Genomic DNA, 26,853 nt, shown 5'->3' on the forward strand with positions numbered 1-26,853 from the left:
AGCACCAGGCAGCCCGCATCCGTCCCGAGGGACCACAGCTGGTTCAACCTCTCTGGGCCGGCGGCGTGCCCAAGCCGCGCCCCTTCCCGGGCATAGGTTCGCCCCAGCCCAGCCCGATGACCGCACGACAAAGGCCCCCAGCCTCAGAGCTGGGAGCCTTTCGCACACGGACCGGTATTCGTTACTTCAGACTGCGCTCAACGGCCTCGAAGATCTCTGAATCGGTTGCCTTCTGCCAATCCGGCAGATCGGGCCAGTCAGCTACGTATCCCGGCTTCGGGTCCTCGAAGTGCTTGAACATCTGCGCCGTCCAGCACGTCGCGACAAAGCGACTCTTCTGCTCGCGCGACAGTCGGGAAGCGTGCCCGCCGCTCAGTTCGAGGAAGTGACGTACCTGCTCGTACACCGCGCCCGCAGCCTCACGTTCCCACTCAGGCGTTTCCTCCCACGGCGTCACGTAGCTCGGTTTCGGCTCGCCAGGGAAGTGCTTCCGCACGCCATCGATCCACGCCTCGCGAAAGACTCGCGCGCCCCTCATGATCGGCGCCTCCGTATCGCTCATGGCCGCCTACTGGCAATTGACCACATGATCTTCCGCCCCCGAGGTGACTCCCCCAGCCGTTTCCCCTGCGGCCACACCCCTCGGGGGCGGAGCCAGCGCCCACCCCGGTCAGGAACAGGAAGGCCGGGCCGGGGTGGGTCAGCAAGTGCACCACGGCGCGGAGACCGCATCTCCGCACGGCAGTTGCACCAGAGAGGACTACCCGATGGAAGGCAACCTCTACACCCTGCCCGTGGACAGCGTCGAGACGACGAACTTCTGTGGCGGCCCCTGCACCGAGGGGTGCGTCGACTTCGCCGAGATCCCCGGCGCAGTCGACTCCTTCGTGGTCCGCGACTCCAAGCCTGAGGGCGCCGGTAAGGAACTCAGGTTCACCACCGCCGAGCTGGACGACTTCGCCCTCGGCTGGGTGACGAAGCGAGGCCTCACCGCCTGATCCTGCTACACCTCCCATCCTCTGGCGGGTCGCCCGTGCACCTGGGCGGCCCGCCCTCCCTTCTCACGGAAGGCGCGCATGAGCTGGACAGGACGCATTCACGGCTTCGGCCCGTGGATCGGATCGCCCGACAGCTACCACCAGGAAGGCAACCGGCGGCCTCCGCATCCTGACCCACCGTCGCCCCCCACATCCGATGACGACAAGGTGGCCATCCGCATCCTTCAGCGGTACCGCGAAGTGATGGCCGAGTTCCCGACGTCGAACCTGCCGCCGATGATGTCGGGGCACTGGCTGCTGAAGCGGAACCAGGCATCGGACGAGCGGACCTGGACCGACCCCACAGCGGCTGTCGACTGGGCGACCAAGCACTTCCTCGACAACCCGCCGACGGAGCGCGAGGACGCGCAACAGGGGTACGTAGAGCTGGACGCGAAGCGCGAGTACGCGCGCGATGTCCTGCCCGTCGGCGTCGATGTGAGCTGGGTCTACTACAACCGGTCGGGCAATATCGTGTCGCTCAACCTCGTGTGCTGTCCGAACCGGCACCACCCTGGCCTCGCCTGCCCGCTCGCGTGATGCTGCCCGGGGCCCGGGAGCGGCTATAGCCACCCTCGCCGCCCAGCACGAAAGCCCCGCACAGCCCCCTCAAGCCGCTTTTGAGGGGGCTGCCCCTCTCAGACCCACTCCACATCGCAATGAATGGCAGAAGAGCCCCCAGGGGACGGCAGGGGCGTCTTCAGCGCCTTTCGCGCAACCGGCTTCCGCCTGTCTGCGACTCCTGCCGCGCCCAGCATTGCAGCCACCTCTTCCGCTGTGACATCCGACACAGCATCGGCGATGCGCCGTAACGCCTCACTCACGATCAGCCAGCGTTTTCGCTGGTCGGAGGCTTCTTGACCGTAAGCGGCAGAAGCTTCTTCCCGCTGTCACTCAGTTGTGGCCACGTATCCATCTGCGGACACACCCCACAGTCAAAGCAAGGCGTCCACCGGCAGTCCTCGACCTCTGTCTCGTCGAGGGAGTCCTGCCAGTCCTCCCAGAGCCAGTCCTTGTCGAGGCCGGAGTCGAGGTGGTCCCAGGGGAGGACCTCCTCGTATGTGCGCTCGCGCGTCGTGTACCAGTCGACGTCCACGTCGGAGTCCGCCAGCGTCTTGTCCGCGCACTGCATCCAGCGGTCGTAGGAGAAGTGCTCGCGCCAGCCGTCGAAGCGGCCGCCGTCCTCGTAGACCGCGCGGATGACGGCGCCGAGCCGGCGGTCGCCGCGGGAGAGGAGGCCCTCCACGATGCCCGGCTTGCCGTCGTGGTAGCGGAAGCCGATCGAGCGGCCGTACTTCTTGTCACCGCGGATCTTGTCGCGGAGCTTCTGCAGGCGGGCGTCCGTCTCCTCGGCGGAGAGCTGGGGCGCCCATTGGAAGGGGGTGTGGGGCTTGGGGACGAAGCCGCCGATCGAGACCGTGCAGCGGATGTCGTTCTGGCCGGAGACCTTGCGGCCCTCGGCGATCACCTTCATCGCCATGTCGGCGATCTGCAGGACGTCCTCGTCGGTCTCCGTGGGCAGGCCGCACATGAAGTACAGCTTCACCTGGCGCCAGCCGTTGCCATACGCCGTGGAGACGGTCCGGATGAGGTCCTCCTCGGACACCATCTTGTTGATGACCTTGCGCATGCGCTCGGAGCCGCCCTCGGGCGCGAAGGTCAGGCCGGACCGGCGGCCGTTCCTCGTCAGCTCGTTCGCCAGGTCCACGTTGAAGGCATCGACACGCGTCGACGGGAGGGACAGACCGATCTTGTCCTCCGTGTACCGGTCAGCCAGGCCCTTGGCGATGTCGCCGATCTCCGAGTGGTCGGCGGAGGACAGGGACAGCAGGCCGACCTCCTCGAAGCCCGTCGCCTTCAGGCCCTTCTCCACCATGTCGCCGATGCCCGTGATCGAGCGTTCGCGGACCGGGCGGGTGATCATGCCGGCCTGGCAGAAACGGCAGCCGCGGGTGCAGCCGCGGAAGATCTCCACCGACATGCGCTCGTGGACCGTCTCGGCCAGGGGGACCAGCGGCTGCTTGGGGTAGGGCCACTCGTCCAGGTCCATGACCGTGTGCTTGGACACGCGCCACGGGACACCCGACTTGTTCGGTACGACCCGTGCGATACGGCCGTCCGCCAGGTACTCCACGTCGTAGAACGCGGGGATGTACACCGAGCCCGTCTTCGCCAGGCGGAAGAGGACCTCCTCGCGGCCGCCGGGCCGGCCCTCCGCCTTCCACTCGCGGATGATCCTCGTCATGTCGAGGACGGCCTGTTCGCCGTCGCCGATGATCGCCGCGTCGATGAAGTCCGCGATGGGCTCCGGGTTGAAGGCCGCGTGGCCGCCGGCCAGGACGATCGGGTCGTCCAGCCCGCGCTCGCGCGACTCCAGCGGAATGCCCGCCAGGTCCAGCGCCGTCAGCATGTTCGTGTAGCCGAGCTCCGTGGAGAAGGACAGGCCGAACACGTCGAAGGCCTTCACCGGGCGGTGGCTGTCCACCGTGAACTGCGGGACGCCATGCTCCCGCATCAGCGCCTCCAGGTCCGGCCAGACGCTGTAGGTGCGCTCGGCGAGGACGCCCTCCTGCTCGTTCAGGACCTCGTAGAGGATCATGACGCCCTGGTTGGGCAGTCCGACCTCGTACGCGTCCGGGTACATGAGCGCCCAGTGGACGTCGCAGGACTCCCACGGCTTGACCGTGGAGTTGAGCTCTCCGCCGACGTACTGGATCGGCTTCTGCACGTGCGGGAGCAGAGCTTCGAGCTGCGGGAACACGGACTCGGCGACCGCAGCGGCTTCGGCAGGCATCTCGCGAACCTTCGTGGGAGGACTGGACTGACAGGGGTGACCATCTAGCGTAACGCGACCGCACGACCGCCCCGACCGCTCAAGCCCGTCCCCGACCGCTCAAGCCCCTCCCCGACCAGTCAAGCCCTTTACCGCTCAGACCTGCATCCCGGCCTTCGCCTCCTGCCACGCGCCGGGCAGCTCCGCCTCGGCGGCCGTCGCGCGCCCCTCCTCGCGGGCGTAGAGCACTCCGTACGTGAACGCGTTCTCCCCCGCCGCGTGTGCCACGGCGGACAGCTCGCGCAGGGTCTGGCGGGTCATGACGCTGTCCTGGTGGTCGCCCAGCAGGTTCTGCAGGGACTTCATCGACTTGGCCAGGGCGGACGCCGGGCCGCCGAGGGCGGCTGCGGCGACCTCCGCCGAGTACCGGGTCCGCTTCGCCTTCTTGCGGGCCTCGTGCAGGGCGAGGTCGCGGTCCTTGCCGGGTTCCAGGCCGATGGCCTGCTCCACCAGCTCCGACAGCTTGCCGAAGTCCTTGCGTACGGCCTTGGCGATCGCCTTCCTTGGCGTTCCGGCGGCCGCCTCCAGCAGCGGCGGGTCCGCCACCAGCGCGTCCAGCCTGTCGAGCAGGACCAGATAGCGCTTGGAGTCCAGGACGCCGGTCAGCCGGCGTCGCGAGCCGCCGCGGCGGGCGTTCATCCACGTGCGCAGCCGGGTGCGGACCGGGCCGGAGAGCAGCGTCCTGGGCAGTTCGTCCATGGCCGCCGTCAGGCGTTCCGTCAGCACCTCGGCGTCCCGGTCCACACCGAGCTCGCCGGCCAGCCACTTCAGTTCCTCACCGATCGGGTCGGTGACGGTCCGGTCGAGAACCTTGGCGTACGAGCGGAAGGCGCTGCGCATACGGCGGGTGGCGACGCGCATGCGGTGCACCGAGTCGTACGTGTCCTGCCGTACGGCCGGGTCGAGGGCGACGATGGCGTCCCGCTGTTCGCGGAGGTGGGCGAGGACGTGATCGCCGGCCGTCTCGGGGGGCCTTGGCTTGTGCTGCTTGGCGTCCTGCTGCTTCGCGCCCTGTTTCCTGGTGCTCTTCTTCCGCGGTGCCGTCTCCGTCAGCGCTCGCGCGAGCTTCGACGCCGATGCGGACGGTCGTACGCCCGCCCTGCGCAGCCGCTTGTCGACCTTGTCGAGGAAGACCGGGTCGGCGCCGTCGGCGAGTTCCACCTCCAGCTCGGTCCACTGGGCGAAGCCGCCGTCGCCGGTGAGCCGCTCGGCGCGTACGGCGTCGACGCTGACCTCGGCGAGCAGCCGGCCCTGGGCGTCGATGAGGTCGCGGACGTCGCGGTCGGACAGGAGGCGGACGACGGGCCGCAGTTCGGCGTCGCGGACCCGGGAGCGGACCAGGCCGGCCAGGCTGCGCGGGACGGTGTCGGAGAGCGGGGCCCGGATCTCGTCGCGGACGCCGGGGGCGACCGGGAACTTCAGGTGCCAGCCGGCGTCGGATCCGCCGGTGCGGCGGCGCAGGGTGATCGCGGCCGCGGCGAGGCGCTCGTCGGGGGTGTCGTAGTAGGTGGCGTCCAGATGGGCGACGCCCTTGTCGACGACGGACGCGACACCGGCGACGCCGGTCAGGTCCGGCAGGCCGCTGTCGTCGGACTCGTACTTCCGCTCGATCTCGCGCTTTGTGTCCGCCATGACCTGAATCTAGTGGGATTCGCCCCCGAGTGGCAGGGCCTCTCGGGGGCGAATCCCGGGGAAAGCCCCGGGCTGACGCGGGTGCAACGCACGGGTTTTCAGGCGGACATCGGCCGCTGCACCTTGATCGACTGCAGCAGTCCCACCGCTATCCACACCGCGAACATCGATGAGCCGCCGTACGACACGAACGGCAGCGGCAGGCCCGTGACCGGCATGATGCCGAGGGTCATTCCGACGTTCTCGAAGGTCTGGAAGGCGAGCCAGGCGACGATCCCGGCGGCGACGATCGTGCCGTACAGCTCGGTCGAGTCGCGGGCGATGCGGCAGGCGCGCCACAGGACCACGCCGAGGAGGAGGATGATCAGTCCCGCGCCGAGGAAGCCCAGTTCCTCTCCCGCGACCGTGAAGACGAAGTCGGTCTGCTGCTCGGGTACGAACTGGCCGGTGGTCTGCGAGCCGTGGAACAGGCCCGCGCCGGTCAGACCGCCCGAACCGATCGCGATGCGTGCCTGGTTGGTGTTGTAGCCGACGCCGGCGGGGTCGAGTGCCGGGTTGGCGAAGGCGGCGAAGCGGTTGATCTGGTAGTCGTCCAGGATGTGCAGCTGCCAGACGGCGATCGCGCCGATGGCGCCCGTGGCGATGAGGCCGAAGACCCAGCGGTTGGAGGCGCCGGAGGCGAGCAGCACGCCGAGGATGATGATCACCATGACCATGACGGATCCGAGGTCCGGCATGAGCAGGACGATCAGGATCGGTACGGCGGCCAGGCCCAGGGCCTGCAGCACCGTGCGGTGATCGGGGTACTTCTTGTCGCCCGCGTCGACTCTGGTGGCCAGCAGCATCGCCATGCCCAGGATGATCGTGAGCTTCACGAACTCCGAGGGCTGGAGGGAGAAGCCGCCGCCGAGCACGATCCACGAGTGTGCGCCGTTGACCGTGGAGCCGAGCGGGGTGAGTACCAGCAGGATCAGCAGCACCGAGGCGCCGTAGAGGACGGGTACGGCGGTGCGCAGGGTGCGGTGGCCGAGCCAGACCGTGGCGATCATCAGGGCGAACCCGATGCCGGTGTTCATGATGTGCCGGATGAGGAAGTAGTACTGGTCGCCCTGGTTGATCTCGGTGCGGTTGCGGGTCGCCGAGAAGACGAGGATCGCACCGATCGTCGAGAGCGCGAGCGCCGCCAGCAGTATCGGCCAGTCCAGGCGGCGGGCGAGCGAGTCGCGGGCGAAGATCCGTGTCCAGCCCGCGCGCGCGGGTCCGTACCCGGAGACGGAGAAGCTGCCTGCACCGGTCATGTGAGCATCCTCCGGCTTCCCCTTCTGCGCGGCCGCCTGCGGGTGGTCCGGTTGGTCGTGGTGGGCGAGGCGGTGGTCGCGCCGGGCTGGGTCTGGTCGGGAGCCGTCGCGCCCTTCTCGGTGGCCTTCTGCAGGTCCTTGAGCTCCTTGGCCGGGTCCTTGGAGATCTTCGGAGAGGCGATCGTGCCGTCCGGCTGGACCTTGGGCAGGCCCTTCTGCGGGGTGGGCAGCAGTGCCTTCTTCTTGTCGATCGAGCCGTCGGAGTTGACGCCGTACAGGGCGCTGTAGATGTTGCGGACGGCCTCACCGGAGGCGCCGGAGCCGGTACCGGCCTGGGCGATGGTCATGACGACCGTGTAGTCCTTGGAGTACGTGGCGAGCCAGGAGGTCGTCTGCTTGCCGTAGACCTCCGCGGTACCGGTCTTGGCGTGCAGCTCGATCTTGTCCTGTGGCCAGCCCTGGAACTTCCAGGCGGCGGTACCGCTGGTGACGACGCCCGCGAGGGCCTTGTCGATGCCCTTGAGCGTGGCCCGGCTGACCGGGAGCTTGGCCTTGACCTTCGGCTTGATCTCCTTGACGGACTTGCCGTCGGGGCTGATGACCGCCTTGCCGATGGTCGGGACGTATTCGGTGCCGCCGTTGGCGAGCGCGCCGTAGATCATGGCTTCCTGGATCGGGGTGAGGAGGGTGTCACCCTGGCCGATGGAGTAGTTGATCGAGTCGCCCTCGCGCATCTTGTTGCCTTCGAGGCAGTTCTCGTACGCGATCTTCTCGACGTAGCTGCCGTCCTTCTTGCCGGTCCTGCACCAGGAGTCCTTGTTGGCCTTCCAGTAGTCCAGCTTCCACTGGCGGTCGGGAACGCGGCCGGTGACCTCGTTGGGGAGGTCGATGCCGGTCTGCTTGCCGAGCCCGAACTGGTGGGCGGCCTTGTAGAAGTAGTCCTTCGGCTCGCCCTTCTTCGGGTTGATTCCGCCGTCCTTCTTCCACTCGCGGTCGGCGAGGCCGTAGAAGACGGTGTCGCAGGAGACTTCGAGCGCCCGGCCCAGGGAGATGGGGCCGAAGTTCTCGCCTTCGAAGTTCTTGAAGACCTGGCCGCCCACCGAGTACGAGCTGGTGCAGGGGTAGCCGCCGTCCCAGACGTAGCCGGCCTCGACCGCGGCGGCCGTGGAGACCACCTTGAAGGTCGAACCGGGCGCGGACTGACCCTGTATGGCCCGGTTCAGCAGCGGGTAGTCGGAGTCCTTGCCGGTGAGCTTCTTGTAGTCCTTGGCGGAGATGCCGCCGATCCAGACGTTCGGGTCGTAGGTGGGCGCGGACGACATGGCGACGATGCGGCCGGTCTTGGCCTCCATCACGACGACGGCGCCGGAGTCGGCCTTGTAGTTCTCGCCGGTGATCTTGTCGAACGACTCGCGGGCCTTCTTCATGGCCGTGTTCAGCTCGTACTCGGCGACTCGCTGGACACGGGAGTCGATGCTGGTGACGAGGCTCGAACCGGGATCGGCGGCGTCCGACTTGGCCTTGCCGATGACCCGCCCGAGGTTGTCGACCTCGTAGCGGGTGACGCCCGCCTTGCCGCGCAGTTCCTTGTCGTACTGGCGCTCCAGGCCGTTGCGGCCGACCTGGTCGGAGCGCAGGTAGGGCGAGTCGGTGTCCTTGGCCCGCTGGATCTCGTCGTCGGTGACGGGCGAGAGGTAGCCGAGGACCTGGGCGGTGTTGGCCTTGCCGGGCGACGGGTAGCGGCGCAGGGCCTCGGGCTCGGCGCTGATGCCGGGGAAGTCCTCGGAGCGCTCGCGGATCTGCATGGCCTGGCGGGGCGTGGCCTCGTCGGTGATGGGGATGGGCTGGTAGGGCGAGCCGTTCCAGCACGGCTGCGGCGTCTTGGCGTCGCACAGCCGGACCCGCTGCATGACCTCCGTGGGCTTCATGCCCAGGACCTTGGCCAGCTTGGTGAGGACCGCTTTGCCGTCGTCCTTCATCTTGAGCAGGTCGGTGCGGGAGGCGGAGACCACGAGGCGGGTCTCGTTGTCGGCGAGCGGTACACCGCGCGCGTCCAGGATCGATCCGCGTACGGCGGGATCGACGACCTGCTGGACGTGGTTGCCGGACGCCTCCTTGGCGTATGCGCTGCCCTCGCGGATCTGCAGGTACCACAGACGGCCGCCGAGGGTGCCGAGCAGGGAGAGGACGAGGATCTGGATGACGACGAGTCGGATCTGGACCCGTGGGGTCCGACCGGTCTCCGGAATGTTACTCACGGGCAAAGCCCATTCCGTTGAGGGTGGTGGTGGGCGACGGGTGGGCGTTGGTCACTGCGGCTGCCTCCCCCTCTCAGTGTGTGTCTGTGTCATATCCGACGGAGCTGTGAAAGCGTGCCGCCGGCTCCCGCGCCCTCACAGCCTCTTGACCCCCTTGATGCGGCCCACACGCGTGGTACGGGTGCGGGCCTTGGTCTTCAGGCCGCCGAGGCCACCGCGCTGGCCGCCGAGCTTGAGGCCGGTGCCGGCGGAGATCCAGCCGGAGGTGATGTCGGTCGCCTTCTTGGACGGGGAGTTGGTCTCGGCGAGCGGGTCGTTGTCCGCGCGCCGGGCCAGAGCCATGATCCCGGGGACCACGAAGGGGGCGAGGAGCAGGTCGTACAGGGCCGCCGTGAACAGCAGGCTGACGAGGCCGACATGGCGGGCGGCGGTGTCACCCACGAGGGCGCCCACGCCGGCGTAGAGCAGGGTCGAGCCGACGGCGGCGGCGGCCACGACGACCATGGGGCCGGTGGCCGATTTCAGCCGCCCGTTCTCCGGTTTGACCAGTCCGGCGAGGTAGCCGACGACGCACAGCACCAGGGCGTAGCGCCCGGCGGCGTGGTCGGCGGGCGGCGCGAGGTCGGCGAGCAGGCCCGCGCCGAAGCCGACGAGGGCGCCGCCGACATGGCCGTAGACCAGGGCCAGGCCCAGGACGGTGAGCAGGAGCAAGTCGGGGACGGCGCCGGGCAGATGGAGCCGGGCGAGGACGCTCACCTGGATGACCAGGGCTACGACGATCAGGGCCGAGGAGAGCAGGATCCGGTTGACACGCATGGGGATTCAGCTCCTACTGCTGCTGGGTCTGGCCGTCGGGGGACGCGTTCGCGGACGGGGTGACCGTGACGGTGACCGTCGGCGTGGGCGTCGGCTTGGGCTTGTTCGGGAGCACCGTGTCGCGCGGGTCGTGCTTCGGGGCCTCGACGACGACACCGACGACGTCGAGTTTGGTGAAGCCGACGTAGGGCGTGACGTAGAGGGTGCGGGTCAGGTCGCCGCCGGAGGGGTCGACCCGGGAGACCACGCCGACCGGGACGCCCGGCACGAAGGGCTTGTCGGCCTCGGAGCCGAAGGTGACCAGCCGGTCGCCCTTCTTCACGTCCGCCTTGCTGTTGAGCAGTTCGACGCGCAGCGGGCGGTCGCCCTGCCCGGAGGCGAAGCCGAGTTCGTCGCTGCCCTCCATGCGGGTGCCGACGGTGAAGTCCGGGTCGTTGGCGAGCAGGACGGTCGAGGCGTCGGGGCCGACGGTGGTGACCCGCCCGACCAGACCGTCCCCGTTCAGGACGGTCATGTCCCGCTTGATGCCGTCGTTGGCGCCGATGTCGATGGTGATCGTCCAGGAGAAGCCCTGGGCCGCTCCTATGGCGATGACCTGGCCGCCCTTGATGCCGTACTGGCCCTCGGCGGAGACCTTCAGCATCTTGTCGAGCTGTTTGAGGCGGCTGGAGTTGCGGTCGTCGCTGCCGAGCTTCGCCTTGAGGGCCGCGTTCTCCTTCTCCAGGCGGGCGAGCCGGTCGTGCCGGGTGCCCGAGTCGCGGATCGCGGAGACGGCGTTGCCGACCGGGTCGACCGCCGACGACACGCCGTTCTCGACCGGGCCGAACAGCGCGGCGGCGCCCTGGCGGGCACCGTCGACCGGTGAGTCCTCTCCGCCCCGGATGTCCACCGTGATCAGCGCGAACGCGACGGCGATCAGCAGCACCAGGAGCAGCCGGCTCTCTCGTGTGTCCCTCACGTGCGGCGGCCGTGCCTTCCTCATAGGAATGTGCAGAGGTTTGGGTATTGAGGTGTGCGGAGGCTTATGGGGGAGCTTATGCCTCCATATCAACGATCCGCCGCACGAGAGGAGATCATCTCGTACGGCGGAATCGAAGAGTTACTTCATCTGCGCGGCTGGGCGTCGAGCACCTGCTGGAGCGCCTCGAACTCCTCGACGCACTTGCCCGAACCGAGCGCCACGCTGTCCAGCGGGTCCTCGGCGATGTGGATCGGCATGCCGGTCTCACGGCGCAGCCGCTCGTCGAGCCCTTTCAACAGCGCCCCGCCGCCCGTCAGCACGATGCCCCGGTCCATGATGTCGCCGGACAGCTCCGGCGGGCACTTGTCGAGGGTCGTCTTGACGGCGTCGACGATGGCGTTGACCGGCTCCTCGATCGCCTTGCGCACTTCGGCGGCGGAGATGACGACGGTCTTGGGCAGCCCGGAGACGAGGTCCCGGCCGCGGATTTCGGTGTGCTGGTCGTCGTCGAGGTCGTACGCCGAACCGATCGTGATCTTGATCTGCTCGGCCGTCCGCTCACCGAGGAGGAGGCTGTACTCCTTCTTGATGTGCTGGATGATCGCGTTGTCCAGCTCGTCGCCCGCGACGCGGATGGACTGGGCGGTGACGATGCCGCCGAGCGAGATGACCGCGACCTCCGTGGTGCCGCCGCCGATGTCCACCACCATGTTGCCGGTGGCCTCGTGGACCGGCAGGCCGGAGCCGATGGCCGCGGCCATGGGCTCCTCGATGATGTGCACCTGACGGGCGCCGGCCTGGGACGACGCCTCGATGACGGCGCGGCGCTCGACGCCGGTGATGCCGGAGGGCACGCACACGACGACGCGCGGCCTCGCGAGATACCGCCGCTTGTGGATCTTCAGAATGAAGTAGCGGAGCATCCGCTCGGTGATCTCGAAGTCGGCGATGACACCGTCCTTCAGCGGTCGCACGGCAACGATGTTGCCGGGGGTCCGCCCGATCATCTTCTTCGCTTCGGATCCGACCGCGAGGATGCCACCGGTGTTGGTGTTGATCGCGACGACCGACGGCTCGTTGAGCACGATCCCACGACCCCTGACGTACACCAGCGTGTTGGCGGTCCCGAGGTCGACAGCCATGTCACGGCCGATGAACGACATTGAGTTCCCCATCAGGATTCGTCTGGCCTTCCTGGGAGCTTTGAGTGCTTTTCAGGTCGGCGAAGTGGGTGCTGTGACGTGAAGGCTTCCATCGTAGACGCGCCTGCACGAACACTGCGCGAGGGTCTTCGCCATTGTCAGCAGATGAAGTGCCGCCTCGCTTGTGGAGACGGCCTATCGGGGGCACTCGTTCCCCCGATCGGCACGCATATGCCGAAGGGGGGCCGAAATCCTACGGCCGCCCCAGGTCAGACGGGCGGACGAGCTGACGGGGCCTCAGAAATATCTACGAAAGCTCCGCGCACCGCTCCCCCGGGACACCTCGGGCCCGCCCCGCAGGACGACCCGCGGAGACCCCCCGGACGACCCGAAGCCGTCAGCCGCCCAACCCCCGCGGACCTATGCGCGGCCGGGGAAGAAGATCTTCACCTCGCGCTGGGCGGACTCCTCGGAGTCGGAGGCGTGGATCAGGTTCTCGCGGACGATCACGCCGTAGTCCCCGCGGATGGAACCGGGAGCGGCGGCGATCGGGTCGGTCGGGCCGGCGAGCGCACGCAGTCCCTCGATGACCCGCTCGCCCTCGACGATCAGCGCGACGACCGGGCCGGACGCCATGAACTCCACCAGCGGCTCGTAGAAGGGCTTGCCCTTGTGCTCGCCGTAGTGCTGCTCCAGGGTGTCCTGATCCAGGGTGCGCAGCTCCAGCGCGGTGATCTGCCAGCCGTCCTTGCGCTCGATACGGCTGATGATCTCGCCGGTCAGGCCACGGCGGACCGCGTCGGGCTTGAGCAGGACGAGGGTGCGCTGAGTCACTGCGGGCTCCTATGAATCAAGGGTTCTGCTGAATCAAGGTTGTGCTGCATCAAGGGTTCTGCGAGGTGTTCGAAGATTACAGGGCGTGTCCGGAGCCCTGTTACGCAGCGTCAGGTGTGGAGGAGCCGGCCTCTGCCGCGAATCTGGCTTTCGCCTCGTCGATCTTTCGTCCGTAGTGCACCGAGGCCCACCACAGTGCCGCGAAGACCACGCCCAGGAAGAACATCGTCGGGACGACGAAGCCGGAGGCGATGAGGGCGATCTGCAGGGCCCAGCCGAGGGCGATCCCGGCCGGCCGCGTCACGACACCGCACAGCGCCACGCACAGGAACATCGCGATGCCGCTGACCGTCCAGACCGTCGCCATGGACAGGCCGGGGTCCTTCATGGCGACCAGCCCCGCGAAGCCGATCACGAAGAACTCGCCGATCAGGGTCGAAGCACAGAGCGTACGCACGGGCCGTCAGCCCCTTCCCAAAAGGAGCCGGGCCTCGCCGACCGTGATGACGGAGCCGGTGACGAGGACGCCGCCGCCTGCGAACTCGCCCTCCTCCTCGGCCAGCGTGATCGCGGCCTCCAGAGCGTCCGGCATCCCCGGCTCGACCTGGACGCGCTCCTCGCCGAACACCTCCACGGCGATCGCGGCCAGCTCGTCGGCGTCCATCGCGCGGTGGCTGGAGTTCTGCGTGACGACGACCTCGGCGAAGATCGGCTCGAAGGCCTCAAGCAGCCCTCGCACGTTCTTGTCGGCGCTGGCGCCGACGACGCCGATCAGCCGGCTGAAGTCGAAGGCCTCACCGACCGCCTCGGCCGTGGCGCGGGCGCCCGCCGGGTTGTGGGCGGCGTCGAGCACGACGGTCGGGGACCGCCGTACGACTTCGAGCCGGCCGGGGGAGGAGACGGCGGCGAAGGCCTTGCGGACGGTGTCGATGTCCAGCGGTTCGGGGCGCTGGGAGCCGACTCCGAAGAACGCCTCGACCGCGGCGAGCGCGACGGCGGCGTTGTGGGCCTGGTAGGGGCCGTGGAGCGGGAGGTACACCTCGCCGTACTCCCCGCCGAGGCCGCGCAGCGTGAGCACCTGTCCGCCGACGGCGACCTGCCGGGCGACGACCCCGAACTCCAGCCCTTCCCTGGCCACGGTGGCATCGACCTCGACGGCCTTCTTCAGCAGCACCTGCGCCGCGTCGACCGGCTGCTGCGCCAGGATCACGGTCGCGTCCTGCTTGATGATCCCGGACTTCTCCGTGGCGATCGCGGCGGGCGTCTCGCCGAGCCGGTCGGTGTGGTCGAGATCGATGGGGGTGACGACGGCGACATCCCCGTCGATCACATTCGTCGCGTCCCAGGAGCCTCCCATGCCGACCTCGACGACCGCGACGTCGACAGGCGCGTCGGCGAAGGCCGCGTACGCCATGCCGGTCAGCACCTCGAAGAAGGACAGCCGGTACTCCTGCTGCGCGTCGACCATCTCGACGTACGGCTTGATGTCCTCGTACGTCTCGATGAAGCGCTCGGCGGAGATGGGGCTGCCGTCGAGGCTGATGCGCTCGGTGACCGACTGGACGTGGGGGGAGGTGTAGCGGCCGGTGCGCAGTTCGAAGGCGCCGAGGAGGGCCTCGATCATGCGGGCCGTGGAGGTCTTGCCGTTCGTCCCCGTGATGTGGATCGAGGGGTACGAGCGCTGCGGGTCGCCCAGCACGTCCATCAGCGCGGAGATACGGCTGACCGACGGCTCCAGCTTGGTCTCGCCCCACCGTGTCGCCAGCTGCGCCTCGACCTCGCGCAGGGCCCTGTCGACCTCGGGGTCCTCGGGACGCGCGGGCACGTCTGCCTCCGGCGGGCCGCCGTGGGTGCGCAGGGTGCGGCTGCCGGCCTCGATGACCGCGAGGTCGGGGTCGCGGTCGCCCGCCGCGTCAGCGGCTGATGTCTCCGCGGCGGCGATGATCTCGTCGAAGGCGTCGGGCTCGTTCTGGTCGCTCACGGAACTCAGTCTACGGAGGCCGACTGACAGAGTGCCCACGGAGTGGGGTAGCAGGTCCATGCCGGCGGGGGCGGGGGCCGGGAGCCCATGGCTTGTCGCGCCCACGCGGCGGAGCCGCACATCGATGCGGCCCCGCCCCTGGGTGTCCTACTGCTCAGGCAGGCGGTCCAGTTGGGCCTTGATCCTCGCGATGTCCTCGTCCGCCTTGGCCAGGCGGCCGCGGATCTTGTCCACGACGTTGTCCGGGGCCTTCGCCAGGAACGCTTCGTTGCCGAGCTTGGCCGTGGCCTGGGCCTTCTCCTTCTCGGCGGCCGCGAGGTCCTTGGCGAGGCGCTTGCGCTCCGCCGCGACGTCGATCGTGCCGGAGAGGTCGAGGGCCACCTCGGCGCCGGAAACCGGGAGGGTCGCCGTCGCCGTGAAGCTGTCGCCCTCCGGCTGGAGGCGGAGGAGTTGACGGATCGCGGCCTCGTGGGGCGCGAGCGACGTGCCGTCGAGGCTCAGCCGGGCCGGGACGCGCTGGCCCGGCTGCAGGCCCTGGTCGGCACGGAAGCGGCGGACCTCGGTGATGACGGACTGCAGGCTCTCGATCTCCCGCTCGGCGGCGGCGTCCCGGAAGCCGCTGTCGGCCGGCCACGGCGCGATGACGACCGACTCGCCTCCCGTGAGGGTGGTCCAGAGAGTCTCCGTGACGAACGGGACGACCGGGTGCAGCAGCCTGAGGGTGACGTCGAGGACCTCGCCCAGGACGCGCTTCGAGACCTCGGCCGCCTCGCCGCCCGCCTGGAACGTCGTCTTGGACAGCTCGACGTACCAGTCGAAGACCTCGTCCCACGCGAAGTGGAAGAGCGCGTCCGACAACTTCGCGAACTGGTAGTCCTCGTAGAGCGCGTCGACTTCGGCGACGACGGAGTTGAGCCGGGAGAGGATCCAGCGGTCCGTCGCGGACATGGCCGACGCGTCCGGCAGGGGGCCGTCCACCGTCGCGCCGTTCATCAGCGCGAAGCGCGTGGCGTTCCAGATCTTGTTGGCGAAGTTGCGGGAGCCCTGGACCCAGTCCTCGCCGATCGGGACGTCAACACCCGGGTTGGCGCCGCGGGCCAGGGTGAACCGGAGCGCGTCGCTGCCGTACTTGTCCATCCAGTCCAGCGGGTTGACCGCGTTGCCGAAGGACTTCGACATCTTCTTGCCGAACTGGTCGCGGACCATGCCGTGCAGGGCGATGGTGTGGAACGGCGGGGTGCCGTCCATCGCGTACAGGCCGAACATCATCATCCGGGCGACCCAGAAGAAGAGGATGTCGTAGCCGGTGACCAGGACGGAGTTCGGGTAGAACTTCGCGAGCGACTCGGTCTGTTCGGGCCAGCCGAGCGTGGAGAAGGGCCACAGGCCGGAGGAGAACCAGGTGTCGAGGACGTCGGCGTCCTGTCGCCAGCCCGCTCCGCTCGGCGGCTCCTCGTCGGGCCCGACGCAGACGACTTCCCCGTCCGGCCCGTACCAGACGGGGATCCGATGCCCCCACCACAACTGCCGTGAAATACACCAGTCGTGGAGGTTGTCGACCCAGTCGAAGTACCGCTTCTCCATCTCCTGCGGGTGGATCTTGACGCGGCCGTCGCGGACCGCGTCACCGGCGGCCTTCGCGAGCGGGCCGACCTTGACCCACCACTGCATGGACAGACGCGGCTCGACGGTGGTCTTGCAGCGCGAGCAGTGGCCGACGGAGTGGACGTACGGCCGCTTCTCGGCGACGATCCGGCCCTCGGCGCGCAGGGCGGCGACGATGGCGGAGCGGGCCTCCAGCCGGTCCAGGCCCTGGAAGGGGCCGTGGGCGGTGATGACCGCGTGCTCGTCCATGATCGTGATGGCCGGGAGGTCGTGGCGCCGGCCGATCTCGAAGTCGTTCGGATCGTGGGCCGGGGTGACCTTGACGGCGCCGGTGCCGAACTCGGGGTCGACGTGCTCGTCCGCGACGACGGGGATGGATCGGTCGGTGAGCGGCAGTTTGATGAGCTTGCCGACGAGGTGCTTGTACCGCTCGTCCTCGGGGTGAACGGCGACGGCGGTGTCACCCAGCATGGTCTCGGCACGGGTCGTGGCGACGACGATGGACTCGTCGCCCTCCCCGTACTTCATGGAGACCAGCTCGCCGTCGTCGTCCTGGTACTCGACCTCGATGTCGGAGATCGCGGTGAGACAGCGCGGGCACCAATTGATGATGCGCTCGGCGCGGTAGATCAACTCGTCGTCGTAGAGCCGCTTGAAGATGGTCTGGACGGCCTGGGACAGCCCCTCGTCCATGGTGAAGCGCTCACGCGACCACGCGACGCCGTCGCCGAGGCGGCGCATCTGGCCCGAGATCTGCCCGCCGGACTCGCCCTTCCACTGCCACACGCGCTCGACGAAGGCCTCGCGGCCGAGGTCGTGCCGCGACTTGCCTTCCTTCCCCAGCTCGCGCTCGACGACGTTCTGCGTGGCGATGCCGGCGTGGTCCATGCCGGGCTGCCACAACGTCTCGAAGCCCTGCATGCGCTTACGGCGCGTCAGCGCGTCGATGAGGGTGTGCTCGAAGGCGTGCCCGAGGTGCAGGCTGCCGGTGACGTTCGGCGGCGGGATGACGATGGTGTACGGCGGCTTGTCGCTCTTCTCGTCCGCCTCGAAGTAACCCCGCTCCACCCAGCGCTCGTACAGCGGGCCCTCTACGTCGGCCGGCGCGTACTGGGTCGGCAGTTCGGAGTCGGGCGCTGGTGGCTGCTGCTGAGCGTTCTCGGTCACGCGCTCAGTTTAGGGGTGTCACAGGGCAGTCCCGAAACGCGTTGTTTCTGTAATGGCTGCGCCCCCGATGGAACGCCCTCTCCCGGTCTACGCCAGGATGTCGGGACCACATAAGCATCTGGAGGGGAACCCAGAAATGAGTCACAACCAGCCGGGCCCGTACGGCGGGCAGCCCCAGCAGCCTGGACCGTACGGCCAGCCGGGCCCCTACGGCCAGCAGCCGCCGCAGGCCCCGCAGCAGCCCGGCTACGGCTACCCCCAGCAGGCTCCCCCGCCGCAGCCCCAGCCGGGTTACGGCTACCCGCAGCAGGCTCCGCAGGGCGTGCCGCCGCAGAACCCCCCGTACGGCCAGCAGCAGCCCGGCTACGGCTACCCCCAGCAGCCCCCGTACGGCCAGCAGCCCTACACCGTCCCGCAGCCGCCCGTGCCCGGTGGTGGCGGCGGCAAGAAGACGGGGCTGATCATCGGGGCGGTGGCGGTCGTGGCGGCCATCGGGGTCGGGGTGTACTTCGTGATCGGCGGCGGCGGTGGCGCGGGCGGCAGCTCGGACATCAAGGACGACGGGGCGCACAAGCTGACCACGCCGGCGACGGTCATCAGCGGCACCTACAAGAAGTCCAGCGGTGCCGACAGTTCGGACTCGTTCAGCGACGACGACAAGGCTGACTTCGAGAAGTGGGGCGTCAAGAACCCGCAGGACGTCAATGCCGGTTACACGAAGGGCACGGGACTGTCCACGTCGAACCTGTCCTTCGCCGGCGTCTACGGCACCGTCGAAAACCCCGAGGCGGTTGTCGACGCCATGTTCGCGAAGCTCAAGTCCGAGTCCACGAAGGACAAGGACACCAAGGGCAAGCTGCTCGGCAGCCCTGAGGTGGTTCACCCGTCGGGCTTCTCCAACGGCATCATGAAGTGCCAGGTGGCCGAGTTCGAGAACACGACGGCCTCGTCTACAGGTGCCGGTGCCGCGAAGACCTTCAAGATGCCCATCTGCATCTGGGGCGACCACAGCACCGTCGCCGACGTCACGACGTTCAGCCTCGCGACCATCGCCGCCGGTTCGAGCCCGTCGGTCGACGACACCGCGGACCTCGCGGCGAAGCTCCGCAACGATGTCCGCGTCAAGGCCTGACCGCAGCCACACCTGACGATGGGGCGCCCCGGCCGGCCGGGGCGCCCCATCGTCGTCTCAGAGGCTCAGCCTTCAGGCAAGGCGACAGGCGGCGCTCGCGTGCTCCAGCTTGACGTGCAGGTTGACCAGGGCAGTCACGCACACAGGATTGGCGCCCACCGGCAGGTGCTCGATGTTGCAAGCCGCCCGCACCTTGGGGCCGACCGTGTAGTGGTGGTTCGCCAGATACTTCGTGCATCCGATCTGGTCGGCGCTGGCCGACGTCGCCGTCAGCAGCGGTACGACTCCCGCCGCGGCGACGACGCTTGCTGCGACCAGGAGTCGCCTGGTCTTCAGCAGCTTCATATGGATCCCTCCCGATTTCGTTCCACCGATCCTCGAACAGGCGATCGGTGTGGTCGAGATCCACTAGTAGACTGTCGCGACTAAGTGTCGTGCTGGTTGGCGGAGTTGGGGTCGGGCGAGCTTCGCTTGGCGCTTCCGTTCGGCTGGGCAGGGGTGCCGTGTCCTCGCAGAAGAAGTATCCGGTCGCGTTGAGCGCCGAAGATCGTCGGGCGTTGGAGCGTGTGACGACGACGGGGGTCCGCAGCGCGTCGATGATCAGGCGGGCGCGGGTACTGCTCGCGCTGGACACCTCGGTCGGTGAGGTCGATCCGCGGGCGGTGATCGCGGACCGGGTCGGGGTCTCGTGCGATTCGGTCCGCCTGATCTCGAAGCGCTACGCGGAGACCGGCGGCGATGTGTGGGCCACGGTCGGCCGGAAGGAACGCGCACTCCCGCCGGTGCCCTCTGTGGTGACCGGCGAGGTCGAGGCGAGGCTGATCGCGCTGGCCTGCTCGACGCCGCCCAAAGGACACGCCAGGTGGTCGCTGCGCCTGCTGGAGAAGCACGTCGCGCTGGTCGAGGACATCCCGGATCTGGACCACTCCACCATCGGCCGGGTGTTAAAAAACGGAACTGCGTCCTCATGTGAAGAAGTGCTGGACCATTCCGCCGGCTGCGAATGCGGCCTTCGCCGCGGCGATGGAGGACGTCCTGGCGGTCTACCACCGACCCTTCGATCCGGCGCGCCCGGTGGTGTGCATGGACGAGAAGCCGTACCAGCTCCTCGGCCACGTCCGCGATCCGCTTCCCGCGCAGCCGGGCCGTGACCGGCGTGAGGACAACGAGTACGTCCGCTCGGGGACCTGCTCGATCTTCTGCTGGGTCGAGCCGCTGCGCGGATGGCGGCGCGTCGACGCCCGGCCCCGCCGGACCAGGGTCGACTGGGCGCACCAGGTCGAGCACCTGCTGACCGTGGACTATCCCGACGCCGCCACGGTCGTGCTGGTGATGGACAACCTCAACACCCACACCACCGCCTCGCTCTACGAAGCGTTCGACCCGGCAAAGGCCTTCGCGCTGGCCCAGCGCCTGGAGATCCACCACACCCCCAAACACGGGTCCTGGCTCAACATCGCCGAGATCGAGCTCTCCGCGCTCACCCGCCAGTGCCTGGACCGCCGCATCGACGACCTCGCCGTGCTCAACGCCGAACTCGCCGCCTGGCAGCAGCACACCAACAGCAACCAGCGCCAAGTCGACTGGCACTTCACCACCGACGACGCACGCGTGAAACTGCGCCACCTCTACCCAACCACGCAGCGAAATTAAGTCGCGACAGTCTACTAGATCATGAACAAGGTGCCCGGCGCTGAAGAAAAGCGCCGGGCACCTCTGGGCTATGTGTGGCGGTTGGTTACGCCGTCTTCTGCTCCCCCGGCCCCCGCCCGTTCCGCGCGTCCCGCGGAATAAGCGTCGGGTTCACGTTCGAGTGGACGACGTCCGCTGTGACGACGACTCGGGCGACGTCCTTGCGGGACGGAACCTCGTACATCACGGACATGAGGACTTCCTCCATGATGGCGCGCAGGCCGCGGGCGCCGGTCTGGCGGAGGATGGCCTGGTCGGCGATGGCCTCCAGGGCCTCGCGCTCGAAGTCCAGCTCGACACCGTCGAGTTCGAAGAGACGTTGGTACTGCTTCACCAGCGCGTTACGCGGCTCGATGAGGATCTGGAGCAGGGCCTCGCGGTCCAGGTTGTGCACCGAGGTGATGACCGGGAGGCGGCCGATGAACTCGGGGATCATGCCGAACTTGACCAGGTCCTCGGGCATGACGTCCCCGAACTGATCCTTGGACTGCAGCTCGAGCTTCGAGCGGATCGTCGCGCCGAAGCCGATGCCCTTGGCGCCCGCACGGGACTCGATGATCTTCTCCAGGCCCGAGAAGGCACCACCCACGATGAACAGGACGTTCGTCGTGTCGATCTGGATGAACTCCTGGTGGGGGTGCTTTCGGCCGCCCTGGGGCGGGACCGAGGCCGTCGTGCCCTCAAGGATCTTCAGCAGGGCCTGCTGGACGCCCTCGCCCGACACGTCGCGGGTGATGGAAGGGTTCTCGCTCTTCCGCGCGACCTTGTCGATCTCGTCGATGTAGATGATCCCGGTCTCGGCCTTCTTGACGTCGTAGTCCGCCGCCTGGATCAGCTTGAGCAGGATGTTCTCGACGTCCTCGCCGACGTAACCCGCCTCCGTGAGCGCCGTGGCGTCCGCGATCGCGAACGGGACGTTCAGCATGCGGGCCAGGGTCTGGGCCAGGAGGGTCTTGCCGGAGCCCGTGGGGCCGAGGAGCAGGATGTTGGACTTCGCCAACTCGATCGCGTCGTCACGGCCGTTGGCGCCGCCGTTCTCGCCGGCCTGGACGCGCTTGTAGTGGTTGTAGACCGCCACGGAGAGGGCCTTCTTCGCCGGCTCCTGGCCGACGACGTAGCCCTCGAGGAACTCGTAGATCTCGCGGGGCTTGGGCAGTTCCTCCCAGCGCACCTCGCTCGTCTCCGCGAGTTCTTCCTCGATGATCTCGTTGCAGAGGTCGATGCACTCGTCGCAGATGTACACACCAGGCCCTGCGATGAGCTTCTTGACCTGCTTCTGGCTCTTGCCGCAGAACGAGCACTTGAGCAGATCGCCGCCGTCACCGATGCGTGCCACGGTGTGCTTCCCCTTCGCCTGGGAGACGCCTAGGTCCAGCGGCTCCTGGTGCTGCCTTAATCCGACGGTACCTTGCCGAGCCCCCCGTTCGGGCCCCCCTTGGCGCGGTTCACTTTGACGTGCAGCGTGTCAAAGGCCACCAACCGTGCCAAGGGGCGGCAGACGATACAGCCTCCGACTAGCGGACGGCGGCGTTGTTCATCTTCCGGGTGGAGATGATCTGGTCGACCAGGCCGTACGAGAGCGCCTCCTCGGCCGTGAGGATCTTGTCGCGCTCGATGTCCTCGCGGATCTTCTCGATCGGCGTGGTGGAGTGCTTGGCCAGCATCTCCTCCAGCTGCGCGCGCATCCGCAGGATCTCGTTGGCGGCGATCTCCAGGTCGGAGACCTGGCCGCGGCCCGTCTCGCTGTAGGGCTGGTGGATCAGCACGCGGGCGTTCGGCAGCGCCATGCGCTTGCCGGGCGTACCGGCGGCCAGCAGGATCGCGGCGGCGGAGGCCGCCTGGCCCATGCAGACCGTCTGGATGTCCGGCTTCACGAACTGCATGGTGTCGTAGATCGCCGTCAGCGCGGTGAAGGAGCCGCCGGGGCTGTTGATGTAGACCGAGATGTCCCGGTCGGGGTCCATCGACTCCAGGCACAGCAGCTGCGCCATGACGTCGTTGGCCGAGGCGTCGTCGATCTGGACGCCCAGGAAGATCACGCGCTCCTCGAAGAGCTTCGCGTACGGGTCGTACTCGCGGATGCCCTGCGAGGTGCGCTCGACGAAGCGCGGGATGACATATCGGGACTCTGCGGCCGGGCCCGTGTACTCGGCGCGCGTGCGGTCGTACAGGCCGCTGCCGGGGATGTCGTTCACTGTCTGTCTCCTAGGGGCTTAGGCGGTCGGCTGAGGGGCTGTACGGGGCCTCAGGCCCCGGTGCCGCCGCCGCCCGGCATGTTGACGGCCGCGGTGATGACGTCGTCGATGAGGCCGTACTCCTTGGCCTCCTCCGGGTCGAACCAACGGTCGCGGTCGGAGTCGCGAGTGATCTGCTCGAACGACTGACCGGTGTGCTGAGACGTGAGCTCAGCCATGCGCTTCTTGGTGTGCAGCAGTCGCTCGGCGTGAATCTTGATGTCCGAGGCCGAACCGGCCAGGCCCGCGGAGGGCTGGTGGATCAGGATCTCGGCGTTCGGCAGCGCGAAGCGCTTGCCGGGGGTGCCCGCGCTGAGCAGGAACTGGCCCATCGAGGCGGCGAGGCCCATCGCGATCGTCACCACGTCGTTCTTGATGAACTGCATGGTGTCGTAGATCGCCATGCCGGCCGTGATCGAGCCGCCGGGGCTGTTGATGTAGAGGTTGATGTCCTTGTCGGGGTCCGCAGCGGCAAGGAGCAGCAACTGTGCGGTGATCTTGTTCGCGATGTCGTCGTCGACCGGCTGGCCGAGGAAGATGATCCGCTCGTTGAGCAGCCGGTTGTAGACCTGGTCGCCGAGACCGCCACCGATGGAAGGCTCGCCGGCGGCGGAGGGCATCAGATTCGTCACGTATCCACCTGCTCGTCTTACGACGGCGCCGGGCCGTCTTCACGTTTGCCTTCGGGGCCGAGCCCCGTTCGGGGACTCCACTGCCCTCGTATTCATGGACCCTAACGCGCTGGTCCCTTCGGAGAATCCCGTAGATGGGGGTGTTCGCCGGGGGCGTAGAGCCTGGCGGCCGGGCCGCCGCCCACCCGCCCGGGGCTGTGTCACCGCCCCGGGCAGACGGACGGGCCCCGGGTCACGAGTGACCCGGGGCCCGTCCTACGACCTACGAGGCGCCGTGGGCTCAGCCCTCGGTCTTCTCGTCGGCGGCCTCGACGGCGTCGCCGTCGGTGCCCTCGGCGGCGGCCTCCGCGGCCGTCTCCGTCTCGTCCTCGTCGTCGTCGAGGTCGACGACCTCGCCGTTGGTGTCCTTGACCGTGGCGGCCTCGACGACCACCGCGAGGGCCTTGCCGCGGGCGACCTCGCCGACCAGGAGCGGAACCTGGCCGCCCTCGACGACGGCCTGGGCGAACTGGTCGGGGGACATGCCGGAGGAGGAGGCGCGGCGCATGAGGTGCTCGGTGAGCTCCTCCTGGTTGACGTTCAGCTTCTCCTGCTTGACGAGCTCGTCCAGGACGAACTGCGTCTTGATGCCCTTGACCGCGGCTTCCTTGGTCTCGGCGTCGAACTCCTCGACCGTCTTGCCCTGGATCTCGAGGTACTTCTCGAGGTCGAGGCCCATCTGGCCGAGCTGGTGGTGCTCAAGGTTGTGCTTACGGGTGTTGATCTCGTCCTCGAGCAGCTTCTCGGGGACCGGGACCTCGACCAGCTCGAGCAGCTTCTCCAGGACGCGCTCCTGGGCCTGCGTGGCCTGGTCGTACTGCTTCATGTTCTCCAGGCGCTTGCGGCTGTCCGCCTTCAGCTCCTCGAGGGTGTCGAACTCCGAGGCGAGCTGTGCGAAGTCGTCGTCCAGCTCGGGCAGTTCACGGGCGGCGACCTGGGTGACCTTGACGGTGACCTCGGCCTCCTTGCCGGCCGCCGAGCCGCCCTTGAGCTCGGAGGTGAAGGTGGCCTCGCCACCGGCCTCGATGCCCTTCACGGCGTCGTCGATGCCGTCGAGCAGCTCGCCGGAGCCGATGGTGTAGGAGACGCCGGACGCGACGCCGTCCTCCAGCACCTCGCCCTCGACCTTGGCCTCCAGGTCGATCGTGACGACGTCGCCTTCCTCGGCGGCGCGCTCGACCGGGGAGGTGGAGGCGAAGCGCTCGCGAAGCTGCTCGACCGACTTCTCGATGTCCTCTTCGGTGACCTCGACGGCGTCGACCTCGACCTCGATGCCGGAGTAGTCCGGGATCTCGAGGGCGGGGCGGATGTCGACCTCGGCGGTGAAGTTCAGCGTCTCGCCGTCCTTCAGCTCCGTGATGTCGACCTCGGGCTGGCCGAGGACGTTGAGCTCGGCCTCGTTGACCGCCTCGGTGTAGAACTTCGGAAGCGCGTCGTTGACCGCTTCCTCCAGGACCGCTCCGCGGCCGAACCGCTGGTCGATGACGCGCGCCGGGATCTTGCCCTTCCGGAAGCCCTTCACCGTGACCTGCTGGTTGATCTTCTTGTACGCCGCGTCGAGGCTGTCCTTGAGCTCCTCGAAGGGCACCTCGATGCTGAGCCGAACCCGGGTCGGGTTCAGGGTCTCCACGGCGCTCTTCACGGTTCGGTCTCCTTGGGGGCTGACTTCTTGGTCTCTGCCGGGGCCAGACTGGTCCGGCGGATTTCGCCGCCCGAAGGACGTCCGGAGGATCTCCAGTGGGTGTCCAGTGGATTCCTGCGGATGAGACACACGGGCGCGCAGCTTGCATAGTAACCGCAGCCGCCGAACGCCCCAAAGGCGATCAAGCGAAGGTGATCGCGCGAGTGACCGGTGTTGACCGGTCGGTGGTCGGGGTGGCGGGATTTGAACCCACGGCCTTCCGCTCCCAAAGCGGACGCGCTACCAAGCTGCGCCACACCCCGTCAGGTGCGACACGTAGGGTACATGCCCGCAGCCAGTGCGGCTGCCGCATTTCCCGAGCGCCACTGTCGCGCGGGGGCGGGCGGGAGCGTTAGGCCAGAATGGAGTGTGCGCCGAGCGCATCCGACCCGCTACGATGCCTTGTGTGCCGCGGTCACTGACCTGCGGCGCACGCTGTGCGGGCGTAGCTCAATGGTAGAGCACTAGTCTTCCAAACTAGCTACGCGGGTTCGATTCCCGTCGCCCGCTCCACGTGCATACGGCCCAGGCAGACGGTCAGTTTCCGTCTCCTGGGCCGTAGTGCTTTCCGGCGCCTGTCAGCCCCGCCGGGGGATCACAGCACGCTGTGCAGGAGGGCCGCCATCATGTAGGCCGCGCCGAGCATGAACATGCCACCCACCAGCCTGGGCAGGGCTTTGTCGAAGTCCGGATGGGAGCTCGGACGGCTGGGAATCCGGCCGGTGAAGATGCACCAGCCCAGCGCGGACATGCCAATGATGAAGACCGTCATCAGGACGTTGCCCATGTGTTCCCCCCACTGCCACGACCAGGACCTGGGAGACAGCGTAGGAGGGGCGGGCGCAGTCCCGCGGGAGAGCGGGGGCGCGGGGGCGCACGAGGCGGCGTGCGCGGCGGTGACGGGCGTCGGGCGGTCAGCGGGAAGGCTCGCGCCGGCGCGGCGCGCGGGTTCCGCACCCCGTGCGCGCGCCTGTCGGCGACGACCTGGCACTGCCTCCCGGATCAGGGACCGAAGATCAGAGACCAGGAACCAGGGACCCGACCAGGGGCCAAGGGCCAGAGTCCAGGGACCAGAGTCCAGGGACCAGGGACCAGGGACCAGGGACCAGGGACCAGGGACCAGGGATCAGAAGCTGATCGAGTTGATCGTGTCGGCTATCGAGTTGAGGAACCGGTTGATCGACGGGGCCATGCCGGTCGACGCCAGGAAGAAGCCGAACAGCACCGCGACGATGGCGGGGCCGGCCTTGATCGATCCTCCTCGGATCAACACCACCAGGATGATCGCCAACAGCAGCACCACTGACAGCGAAATGGCCACAACTGATCACACCCTACGGTCGGTCCGCTCTCCCGGCCCGGGGGTGCCAGCCCCGCGCACCCCCGCCAGAACCATCGTGCCACCAACAGGGCCCCGGTATGCGGCAGGTGAGACATCGTCGGCCACACCTGTGCCGGACCTTTGCCAGCGCCATACGGACGCCGCCCGCGGGAGAGCCCCAACACCCGCCTCCCGCACAGCAATTCGAGGGTGCACCCGCAGAGGAAATTCGACGAGATCGTTTCCATGTCCACACAACGCGTTCGCAGGTATTTCGAATTAGCGCCACAGGCACAGTGAAGCGGACATTCCGCAGGAGTCGCCTGCGGGTCATATGCACCGTTTAGTCGGGACGAGTCGTGACAACCAGGACATGTAATGGTGTGTTGACCGTCACCCCCACACAGGCGTCAACTCCCGTTAATCGCGGGTACTCGAAGGCAATTAGCAGTAATGGCGTGGAGAGTTTTACGAAAACCCACAGACGACGCTAGGGTGCCTCAGATGTTTCACGCTGCCTCGTCCCCCGCACGCGCAGCGAGGTCCGGGCTCGTCTCC

At 68.1% G+C, this 26,853-nt stretch carries 23 protein-coding genes, 2 tRNA genes and 1 pseudogene; 6 read left to right on the forward strand and 20 right to left on the reverse strand.

The window, feature by feature from the left end; translation table 11 throughout:
* Nucleotides 1-181: 181 nt before the first annotated feature.
* Nucleotides 182-562, reverse strand: a complete 381-nt coding sequence (locus OOK07_RS14185) for a hypothetical protein (RefSeq protein WP_266796772.1) — start codon at nucleotides 560-562, stop codon at nucleotides 182-184.
* Nucleotides 563-767: 205 nt separating this feature from the next.
* Between OOK07_RS14185 and OOK07_RS14190 the strand changes: the two genes are divergently transcribed.
* Nucleotides 768-998, forward strand: coding sequence for a DUF397 domain-containing protein (locus OOK07_RS14190; protein ID WP_266796773.1), 231 nt, complete (start codon nucleotides 768-770; stop codon nucleotides 996-998).
* A 78-nt stretch (nucleotides 999-1,076) separates the two neighbouring features.
* A complete protein-coding gene (locus OOK07_RS14195; protein ID WP_266796775.1) occupies nucleotides 1,077-1,577 on the forward strand; it encodes a hypothetical protein in 501 nt (166 codons plus the stop codon).
* Between the two features lie 286 nt (nucleotides 1,578-1,863).
* On the opposite strand, the gene OOK07_RS14200 is transcribed toward OOK07_RS14195, so the two are convergent.
* The 11 genes from OOK07_RS14200 to OOK07_RS14250 form a co-directional block, all read right to left on the reverse strand.
* On the reverse strand, nucleotides 1,864-3,831 hold the full coding sequence (locus OOK07_RS14200; RefSeq protein WP_266796776.1) for a TIGR03960 family B12-binding radical SAM protein: 1,968 nt from the start codon (nucleotides 3,829-3,831) through the stop codon (nucleotides 1,864-1,866).
* Nucleotides 3,832-3,966: 135 nt separating this feature from the next.
* On the reverse strand, nucleotides 3,967-5,502 hold the full coding sequence (locus tag OOK07_RS14205) for a CYTH and CHAD domain-containing protein (RefSeq protein WP_266680324.1): 1,536 nt from the start codon (nucleotides 5,500-5,502) through the stop codon (nucleotides 3,967-3,969).
* 98 nt (nucleotides 5,503-5,600) lie between these two features.
* The gene (rodA, locus tag OOK07_RS14210; RefSeq protein ID WP_266680326.1) at nucleotides 5,601-6,800 is read right to left on the reverse strand and encodes a rod shape-determining protein RodA; all 1,200 of its coding nucleotides are present in this window, start codon (nucleotides 6,798-6,800) and stop codon (nucleotides 5,601-5,603) included.
* Complete coding sequence (mrdA, locus tag OOK07_RS14215; protein WP_266680328.1) at nucleotides 6,797-9,058, reverse strand: penicillin-binding protein 2; 2,262 nt, start codon at nucleotides 9,056-9,058, stop codon at nucleotides 6,797-6,799. The genes rodA and mrdA overlap by 4 nt, the downstream gene beginning before the upstream one ends.
* Nucleotides 9,059-9,193: 135 nt before the next feature.
* Entirely contained in the window at nucleotides 9,194-9,874 is a 681-nt protein-coding gene (gene mreD, locus OOK07_RS14220) for a rod shape-determining protein MreD (RefSeq protein WP_266680330.1), read from the reverse strand.
* A gap of 13 nt (nucleotides 9,875-9,887) precedes the next feature.
* The gene (mreC, locus tag OOK07_RS14225) at nucleotides 9,888-10,832 is read right to left on the reverse strand and encodes a rod shape-determining protein MreC (protein WP_266680332.1); all 945 of its coding nucleotides are present in this window, start codon (nucleotides 10,830-10,832) and stop codon (nucleotides 9,888-9,890) included.
* Between the two features lie 146 nt (nucleotides 10,833-10,978).
* Nucleotides 10,979-11,998, reverse strand: coding sequence for a rod shape-determining protein (locus OOK07_RS14230; protein WP_266680334.1), 1,020 nt, complete (start codon nucleotides 11,996-11,998; stop codon nucleotides 10,979-10,981).
* A 399-nt stretch (nucleotides 11,999-12,397) separates the two neighbouring features.
* Entirely contained in the window at nucleotides 12,398-12,811 is a 414-nt protein-coding gene (gene ndk / locus OOK07_RS14235) for a nucleoside-diphosphate kinase (protein WP_266680336.1), read from the reverse strand.
* A 100-nt stretch (nucleotides 12,812-12,911) separates the two neighbouring features.
* Nucleotides 12,912-13,268 (reverse strand): DUF4233 domain-containing protein, encoded by a 357-nt coding sequence (locus OOK07_RS14240; protein ID WP_266680337.1) that lies wholly within the window; start codon nucleotides 13,266-13,268, stop codon nucleotides 12,912-12,914.
* 6 nt (nucleotides 13,269-13,274) lie between these two features.
* The gene (folC, locus tag OOK07_RS14245; protein WP_266683513.1) at nucleotides 13,275-14,801 is read right to left on the reverse strand and encodes a bifunctional tetrahydrofolate synthase/dihydrofolate synthase; all 1,527 of its coding nucleotides are present in this window, start codon (nucleotides 14,799-14,801) and stop codon (nucleotides 13,275-13,277) included.
* A 138-nt stretch (nucleotides 14,802-14,939) separates the two neighbouring features.
* Nucleotides 14,940-17,564: a valine--tRNA ligase gene (locus tag OOK07_RS14250; protein WP_266796781.1), complete on the reverse strand. Its 2,625-nt coding sequence runs from the start codon at nucleotides 17,562-17,564 to the stop codon at nucleotides 14,940-14,942.
* Nucleotides 17,565-17,700: 136 nt separating this feature from the next.
* On the opposite strand from OOK07_RS14250, the gene OOK07_RS14255 reads away from it, so the two are divergent.
* Entirely contained in the window at nucleotides 17,701-18,696 is a 996-nt protein-coding gene (locus tag OOK07_RS14255; protein WP_266796783.1) for a hypothetical protein, read from the forward strand.
* Nucleotides 18,697-18,768: 72 nt separating this feature from the next.
* Here the strand turns inward: OOK07_RS14255 and OOK07_RS14260 are convergent, their stop codons facing one another.
* Entirely contained in the window at nucleotides 18,769-19,041 is a 273-nt protein-coding gene (locus tag OOK07_RS14260; RefSeq protein ID WP_266796785.1) for a hypothetical protein, read from the reverse strand.
* Nucleotides 19,042-19,292: 251 nt separating this feature from the next.
* Here OOK07_RS14260 and OOK07_RS14265 point away from each other — a divergent pair.
* Nucleotides 19,293-19,583, forward strand: a pseudogene (locus OOK07_RS14265) (helix-turn-helix domain-containing protein); the annotation flags it as partial.
* A gap of 82 nt (nucleotides 19,584-19,665) precedes the next feature.
* A complete protein-coding gene (locus OOK07_RS14270) occupies nucleotides 19,666-20,349 on the forward strand; it encodes an IS630 family transposase (protein WP_266796787.1) in 684 nt (227 codons plus the stop codon).
* Nucleotides 20,350-20,434: 85 nt separating this feature from the next.
* Here OOK07_RS14270 and clpX read toward each other — a convergent pair whose 3' ends face one another.
* The 5 genes from clpX to OOK07_RS14295 form a co-directional block, all read right to left on the reverse strand.
* Nucleotides 20,435-21,724: an ATP-dependent Clp protease ATP-binding subunit ClpX gene (gene clpX, locus OOK07_RS14275; RefSeq protein ID WP_266514322.1), complete on the reverse strand. Its 1,290-nt coding sequence runs from the start codon at nucleotides 21,722-21,724 to the stop codon at nucleotides 20,435-20,437.
* Between the two features lie 178 nt (nucleotides 21,725-21,902).
* Nucleotides 21,903-22,583, reverse strand: coding sequence for an ATP-dependent Clp protease proteolytic subunit (locus OOK07_RS14280; RefSeq protein ID WP_323178082.1), 681 nt, complete (start codon nucleotides 22,581-22,583; stop codon nucleotides 21,903-21,905).
* Between the two features lie 50 nt (nucleotides 22,584-22,633).
* Complete coding sequence (locus tag OOK07_RS14285; protein WP_323178083.1) at nucleotides 22,634-23,254, reverse strand: ATP-dependent Clp protease proteolytic subunit; 621 nt, start codon at nucleotides 23,252-23,254, stop codon at nucleotides 22,634-22,636.
* A gap of 280 nt (nucleotides 23,255-23,534) precedes the next feature.
* Nucleotides 23,535-24,935, reverse strand: a complete 1,401-nt coding sequence (gene tig, locus OOK07_RS14290) for a trigger factor (protein ID WP_266796789.1) — start codon at nucleotides 24,933-24,935, stop codon at nucleotides 23,535-23,537.
* Nucleotides 24,936-25,160: 225 nt separating this feature from the next.
* Nucleotides 25,161-25,237: transfer RNA gene (locus OOK07_RS14295), tRNA-Pro, on the reverse strand.
* A gap of 176 nt (nucleotides 25,238-25,413) precedes the next feature.
* On the opposite strand from OOK07_RS14295, the gene OOK07_RS14300 reads away from it, so the two are divergent.
* Nucleotides 25,414-25,487, forward strand: a tRNA-Gly gene (locus OOK07_RS14300).
* 82 nt (nucleotides 25,488-25,569) lie between these two features.
* Here OOK07_RS14300 and OOK07_RS14305 read toward each other — a convergent pair.
* Nucleotides 25,570-25,761 (reverse strand): hypothetical protein, encoded by a 192-nt coding sequence (locus OOK07_RS14305; protein ID WP_266680341.1) that lies wholly within the window; start codon nucleotides 25,759-25,761, stop codon nucleotides 25,570-25,572.
* A 339-nt stretch (nucleotides 25,762-26,100) separates the two neighbouring features.
* On the reverse strand, nucleotides 26,101-26,295 hold the full coding sequence (locus OOK07_RS14310; RefSeq protein ID WP_266680342.1) for a hypothetical protein: 195 nt from the start codon (nucleotides 26,293-26,295) through the stop codon (nucleotides 26,101-26,103).
* Between the last annotated feature and the right edge of the window lie 558 nt (nucleotides 26,296-26,853).

The sequence above is a fragment of the Streptomyces sp. NBC_00078 genome (assembly GCF_026343335.1).
GTDB lineage: Bacteria > Actinomycetota > Actinomycetes > Streptomycetales > Streptomycetaceae > Streptomyces.